General features: G+C 71.9%; 7 protein-coding genes. 6 read left to right on the forward strand and 1 reads right to left on the reverse strand.

All coding sequences use genetic code 11. The features are described from left to right. The first annotated feature begins 28 nt into the window (after window positions 1-28). The 6 genes from ACFW47_RS11845 (at window position 29) to proC (ending at window position 4,974) form a co-directional block, all read left to right on the forward strand. Window positions 29-688: a DUF4232 domain-containing protein gene (locus ACFW47_RS11845; protein ID WP_386305654.1), complete on the forward strand. Its 660-nt coding sequence runs from the start codon at window positions 29-31 to the stop codon at window positions 686-688. Window positions 689-732: 44 nt separating this feature from the next. Further along, on the forward strand, window positions 733-1,236 hold the full coding sequence (locus tag ACFW47_RS11850; RefSeq protein ID WP_384475987.1) for an EamA/RhaT family transporter: 504 nt from the start codon (window positions 733-735) through the stop codon (window positions 1,234-1,236). Between the two features lie 350 nt (window positions 1,237-1,586). Next, window positions 1,587-2,390: a class I SAM-dependent methyltransferase gene (locus tag ACFW47_RS11855; protein WP_386305655.1), complete on the forward strand. Its 804-nt coding sequence runs from the start codon at window positions 1,587-1,589 to the stop codon at window positions 2,388-2,390. Window positions 2,391-2,422: 32 nt separating this feature from the next. Next, the gene (locus ACFW47_RS11860; RefSeq protein ID WP_386288465.1) at window positions 2,423-3,241 is read left to right on the forward strand and encodes an ABC transporter ATP-binding protein; all 819 of its coding nucleotides are present in this window, start codon (window positions 2,423-2,425) and stop codon (window positions 3,239-3,241) included. Then, entirely contained in the window at window positions 3,238-4,038 is an 801-nt protein-coding gene (locus tag ACFW47_RS11865; RefSeq protein ID WP_386288467.1) for an ABC transporter permease, read from the forward strand. Before ACFW47_RS11860 ends, ACFW47_RS11865 begins: the two co-directional genes overlap by 4 nt. Before the next feature lie 123 nt (window positions 4,039-4,161). After that, on the forward strand, window positions 4,162-4,974 hold the full coding sequence (proC, locus tag ACFW47_RS11870) for a pyrroline-5-carboxylate reductase (protein WP_386288469.1): 813 nt from the start codon (window positions 4,162-4,164) through the stop codon (window positions 4,972-4,974). Window positions 4,975-4,997: 23 nt separating this feature from the next. Here proC and trpS read toward each other — a convergent pair whose 3' ends face one another. Beyond that, window positions 4,998-6,023 (reverse strand): tryptophan--tRNA ligase, encoded by a 1,026-nt coding sequence (gene trpS / locus ACFW47_RS11875; RefSeq protein ID WP_386288471.1) that lies wholly within the window; start codon window positions 6,021-6,023, stop codon window positions 4,998-5,000. Between the last annotated feature and the right edge of the window lie 526 nt (window positions 6,024-6,549).

The following is a 6,549-nucleotide window of genomic DNA, read 5'->3' on the forward strand; positions in this document are numbered from 1 at the left end:
ACGCCAACCGACTCTGAGGTAGACAACGATGCGCGTTCGCAAGCTGACCATCGCCGCCATGGCCCTCGCCGCCGGTCTCTCGCTCACGGCCTGCCAGAACGACGACGGCACCGACACCAGCGCCGCCCCGCCGTCCGCCTCCACCGGGTCCTCCTCGACCGGCGGCACCGGTTCGGCGGACCCGGACCAGCAGGGCGGCACGGACTCCGCGGAGAAGACCCCCGACGGCACGGGCGGCACCGACGGAAGCGGCGAGGACGGCGAGGCGGCGGCGAAGTGCCGCACGGACGAGCTGGAGATCACGGCGGTCGACGCCACGATCGGCGGCGACGACAGGGGCACCGTCGCGGTGGACTTGAAGAACGGCGGCGGCCGGGACTGCTCGCTCGCGGGCCACGCGGGCGTCGACCTGAAGACGAACTCCGGCACCCTGTCCGCCGAGCGCACGGGTGACCCGGCCCCCTCGGTGGTCCTGAAGGACGGGGAGCGGACCACCTTCGGCATCACCTACCCGATCAACGACTCGGGCGGCTCCGGCGTCCGCATCACGGGGCTGGTGGTGACCCCGCCGGACGAGACGAAGTCGGTCACCCTCGACTGGCCGGGCGGTGCCACGCTGCCCGTCACGGACGGCTCCGGCACCCCGGTGCAGGTCGGTCCGCTCGGCAGCGCCGGCCAGGGCGGCTGACCGCGCCGCAACGCCCCGGGAGGCGCGCGCGCCATAATCGACCCGTGAGCGCAGAGAACGGCAAGAACGGCACCCCGGACACCCCCGCGGGCCCCCGCCCCGAACCCCTCCGGTTCTACGGCACGACCTGGGTCCACCACGACAACGGCTACACCGCCCGTCGGGTGGGCCTCGCCGTCGGCTCCCTCGCCGCGGCGGCCGCCGCCTGCTTCGTGCTCCGCGTCGCCTACCAGGGCCTCCAGATCGCCGACATCGGCAGCTTCGTCTCGCTGCTGATGATCGTGATGTTCGCGGTCTGCAGCGCCCTCGCCTTCCGCCACACCTGGTCCTCCTTCGGCATCCGCCCCGACCCCGACCGCCAGTCCTCCCTCCGCGGACTGCTGGCCATCGGCTTCGTCGGCTCCCTCCTCGCCTACTTCTTCCGCACCTTCGCCGAGGCCCCGGGCGAGAAACTGCACCGCGCGGAGTACGAGAAGGCCCGCGAGGAGTACGAGAAGCGAACCACCCGCCGCTCGGGCAACCCCTCCAAGAAGCAGCGCCGCCGCTGACACCGCCCACCGCACGCCGTCATCGCCGTCGCAGACACCGTCGCGACGCACGCCGCGCACCGCACGCCGTCCGCCGTCACCGCGGGCCCGTCACCACGCCGCACACCGCCACCGCCGGCCCGTCGCCTACGTTCGCCTACGTCTCCTGCGCCGACACCCGCCGCCGGTGACGCCTCGCCGGTCCCCGGGCGGCCGCCCGCCACCTGCCCCGGCGCCGGGTCCGCCCGCCACCTGCCCCGGCTTCGGCCCGCCCCGGCCGTCATCGGCCCGCCCCAGCGCCGGCCCGGCGGGGCTCCGTCCCTCCTCGTAACCCCCTGCGCACCCCAGCGCCACACGGTCACCATGGCCGCATGACGACGCACGGAGCCATCCCACCACCGGCCCAGTCCGCCGCGCACACCGCCCGCGCCCACTCCTTCAACTCGGCCGCGGCCCAGTACGCCGCCAACCGCCCCTCCTATCCGTCCGCCCTCTTCGACGCGCTGGAGGAGTTCGCCGGCCGTCCCCTGGCCGGCTCCCGCGTCGTGGACGTCGGCGCCGGTACGGGCATCGCCACCGCCCGTCTCCGCGCGCGTGGCGCCGACGTGATCGCCGTCGAACCCGGCGCCGGCATGGCCGCCGAGTGCCGCCGCGCCCTCCCCGACGTACCGATCGTCCGGGGGAACGGCAACGCCCTGCCCCTCGCCGACCACAGCTCCGACCTCCTCACCTACGCCCAGGCATGGCACTGGACCGACCCCGCGCTCTCGGTCCCGGAGGCGCTCCGCGTGCTGCGTCCGGGCGGCACGCTCGCGCTGTGGTGGAACACCGAGGCCTTCGACGTGCCCTGGATCGCCGATGCCGCCCGGCGCGTCGACCGGCACTTCGGCCACGAGCTGTCCGCCGAGAGACGGGAGGTCGGCCCGGGCGTCGCCGACCCCGCAGGCCGCCTCGGCCTCACCCGCCGCGAGATCCGCTGGAGCCGCCGCGTCCCCGTCGACACCCACCTGGCCAACATCACCAGCCACTCCGTCTTCCTGACCGACACCGCCGAACGCCGCGCGGCCTTCCTGGCCGACGAGCGCCGGCACCTCCTGACCGCCTTCCCGGACGGAGTCGTCGAGGAGACGTACGTCGTCGTCCTCCTGCTCGCCAGGACCCCACCGACCGCTTGACGACGGATGGGCCGCGGAGGAGTATTCATCACATGATGAATTACTCTTCCGTGCCACCCGGAGAAGCCGACGGCGACCCCGCCACACCCGCCGTCCACGCCGAGGACCTCACCGTCGTCCGAGGCCCCCGCACCGTCCTGCGCGGCCTCGGCTTCACCGTCCCCCGCGGCCGGATCACCGGCCTCCTCGGCCCCTCCGGCTGCGGCAAGTCGACCCTCATGCGCGCGATCGCCGGCACCCAGGCCAAGGTCACCGGCACCCTGGACGTCCTCGGCCGTCCCGCCGGCCACCCGGGTCTCCGCACCCGCATCGGCTACGTCACCCAGGCCCCGTCCGTCTTCGACGACCTGACCGTCCGCCAGAACCTCGACTACTTCGCCGCGATACTCGCCCCCGGCCGAGCCGCCTCGGACCACCGCCGGGAGGACGTCACCCGGGCGATCACCGACGTCGACCTCACGACCCACGCCGACGCCCTCGCCGGCAACCTCTCCGGCGGCCAGCGCAGCCGGGTCTCCCTCGCCGTCGCCCTCCTCGGCGACCCGGAACTCCTGATCCTCGACGAACCGACCGTCGGCCTGGACCCCGTACTCCGCCGAGACCTGTGGACCCTTTTCCACTCCCTCGCCACCGACCGCGGCGCCACCCTCCTCGTCTCCTCCCACGTCATGGACGAGGCCGAGCGCTGCCACCGCCTCCTCCTCATGCGCGAGGGCGAGATCCTCGCCGAGGACACCCCCGACGCCCTGCGCACCCGCACCGGCTCCGAGACGGTCGAGGGAGCCTTCCTCCACCTGGTCGACGAGGCGAAGGCGAAGGCGGCGACCCGCACGAAGGAGACCACCCGATGACCACGCCCACGGCTCCCGCGACCCCCGCTCCCGCCCTCACCCCGGCCCCCACTCGCCCCCTGAGCCTCTCCCGCACCACAGCCACCGCGGCCCGGGTCCTGCGCCAGCTGAGCCACGACCCGCGCACCATCGCCCTGCTGATGCTGATCCCCTGCGTGATGCTCTTCCTGCTGCGCTACGTCTTCGACGGCAGCCCGCGCACCTTCGACAACATCGGCGCCTCGCTCCTCGGGATCTTTCCGCTGATCACGATGTTCCTGGTCACGTCCATCGCGACCCTGCGCGAGCGCACCTCCGGCACCCTCGAACGACTCCTCGCCATGCCCCTGGGCAAGGGCGACCTGATCGCCGGCTACGCCCTGGCCTTCGGCACGCTCGCCATCGTCCAGTCGGCCCTCGCCACCGGCCTGGCCGTCTGGCTCCTCGGCCTCGACGTGACCGGCAGCCCCTGGCTCCTGCTCCTGGTCGCGCTGCTCGACGCCCTCCTCGGCACGGCACTCGGCCTCTTCGTCTCGGCCTTCGCGGCCTCCGAGTTCCAGGCGGTGCAGTTCATGCCGGCCGTGATCTTCCCCCAGCTCCTCCTCTGCGGCCTCTTCACCCCGCGCGACAAGATGCACCCCGCCCTGGAGGCGATCTCCGACGTCCTGCCGATGTCGTACGCGGTGGACGGCATGAACGAGGTCCTCCACCACACCGACATGACCGCCGCCTTCATCCGCGACGCCCTGATCGTCGCGGGCTGCGCCCTGCTGGTCCTGACCCTGGGCGCGGCGACTCTGAAACGCCGGACGGCATAGCAGACGAGCCACCCACCCGCGTCCCGCGGACTGGACACGACACCCCCACCCGTCACCGCGAATGCGAGGATGACGACAACGGACGACGCACCCGAGACAGGTCACCGGAGGGCACCCGAACCCATGACCCAGAAAGTCGCAGTCCTCGGCACCGGCAAGATCGGCGAAGCCCTGCTCAGCGGAATGATCGGAGCCGGCTGGGCCCCCGCCGACCTCCTGGTCACCGCCCGCCGCCCGGAACGGGCCGACGAACTCCGCGCCCGCCACGGAGTCACCCCCGTCACCAACGCCGAGGCCGCCAAGACCGCCGACACCCTGATCCTCACGGTCAAGCCGCAGGACATGGGCACCCTCCTCGACGAACTCGCCCCGCACGTCCCCGCCGACCGCCTGGTCATCAGCGGCGCCGCGGGCATCCCCACCGCCTTCTTCGAGGAACGCCTCGCCCCCGGCACCCCGGTGGTCCGCGTCATGACGAACACCCCGGCCCTGGTCGACGAGGCCATGTCCGTCATCTCCGCCGGCACCCACGCCACCGCCGATCACCTCGCCCACACCGAGGAGATCTTCGGCGCCGTCGGCAAGACCCTGCGCGTCCCGGAGTCCCAGCAGGACGCCTGCACCGCCCTCTCCGGCTCCGGCCCGGCGTACTTCTTCTACCTGGTCGAGGCCATGACCGACGCCGGCATCCTCCTGGGCCTGCCCCGCGACAAGGCACACGACCTGATCGTCCAGTCCGCGATCGGCGCCGCGAAGATGCTCCGCGACAGCGGCGAACACCCGGTCAGACTCCGCGAGAACGTCACGTCCCCCGCCGGCACCACGATCAACGCCATCCGCGAACTCGAGAACCACGGCGTCCGCGCCGCCCTCATCGCCGCCCTGGAAGCCGCCCGCGACCGCAGCCGCGAACTGGCCTCCGGCACCAAGGACTGAGAACGGCCCGGCCCCGCCCGCGCCTACCGGTCCGCGCTCACCACCGTCTCCGGCACCGGAGGCAGCAACCCGATCGCCCGGTAGGCCGCATCCACGGTCGGCCGGGCCATCGCCCGAGCCTTGTCCGCCCCCTCCCGCAGCACGCCCTCCACGTACCCGGGATCCGCGCACAGCTCCTTGTGCCGCTCCTGCACGGGACGAAGTACCTCGACGACGGCTTCGGCGGTGTCCTTCTTCAACGCCCCGTACGAGTCGTATCCACCCGCCAGCAACGCCGGCTCCCCACCCGTACAAGCGGCGAGGATCTCCAGCAGATTCGCGAGCCCCGGCCGCGCCTCACGGTCGTACACGACCTCCCGCCCGCTGTCGGTCACGGCCCGCGCGACCTTCTTCCGCACCACCTCCGGCTCGTCCAGCAGGTAGACGATCCCCGGCCCGACGTCGTCGCTCTTCCCCATCTTCGACGTCGGCTCCTGCAGGTTCATGACCCGCGCCGCCACCCCCGGCAGGGTCGCCCGGGGCACCACGAACGTGTGCCCGTACCGCTGGTTGAACCGCACCGCGAGATCCCGCGCCAGCTCCACGTGCTGTGCCTGGTCGTCCCCCACCGGCACCTCGTCCGCCCCGTACGCCAGGATGTCCGCCGCCATCAGCACGGGATACGTCAGCAGTGACAGCCGCACACTCCCACCCCGCACCCGCTCACGCGCGGCCTTCTCCTTGTACTGGATCATCCGCCGCATCTCGCCGTCGGTGGCGACGCACTCCAGTACGTACGACAGCCGCGCGTGCTCGTCCACATGACTCTGCACGAAGACCGTGCACAGTTCGGGGTCCAGTCCCGCGGCCAGCAACAGCGAGGCCGCCTGGCGGCTCAGTCTGCGCACCCGCGCCGGATCGTGGTCGACGGTCAGTGCGTGCAGGTCGACGACGCAGAACAGCGCGTCCGACCGATGCTGGTCGACCGTGACCCACTTCCGCATCGCGCCCAGATAGTTCCCCAGCGTCAGGTGCCCGGTCGGCTTGACCCCGCTGAAGACCCGTGTCATCTCTCCACCTCCTGGTCAGGACCGCCGCCATCCGCCGGCCGTCCCTCCTGGAGGGAGATACGAGAACGGCCGCCGAAGCGGCGGCCGTCGAGTGCATACGTGTGTACGGCCGCCGTCAGGCGGCCCACCAGAGCTGAGTACACGTACGCGTCATCACACCTCCACACTACGCCCCGGCGGACCGCCTTGCTCGGGATTTGACACCCCCCGTGCGCCCTCGTAGTGTTCTCCGAGTTGTCCGACGTGAGCGCCGACCCCGGTCGGTCCCCGGACAGCGATTCCGCAAGTACCAACACTCCTCGACGAGCCGTCGCGTTGTCGACGTCGTTGTCGTGTTGTCGGTGTGTGTAATTACGGAATGAGGAATCCACGTCCGACAGGACGCGGCCCCCGATTAGCTCGGAGGCCGGGAATCCGCTAAAGTCTCACTCCGTCGGAACGGCCCAACAGCCGCGAAGACAACCCCCTCTGACGGGGAATCAGAGCCCGAAAGGATCTGATAGAGTCGGAGCCGCCGGAAAGGGAA

Source organism: Streptomyces sp. NPDC058796 (genome assembly GCF_042745235.1).
In the GTDB taxonomy this organism is placed as follows: domain Bacteria; phylum Actinomycetota; class Actinomycetes; order Streptomycetales; family Streptomycetaceae; genus Streptomyces.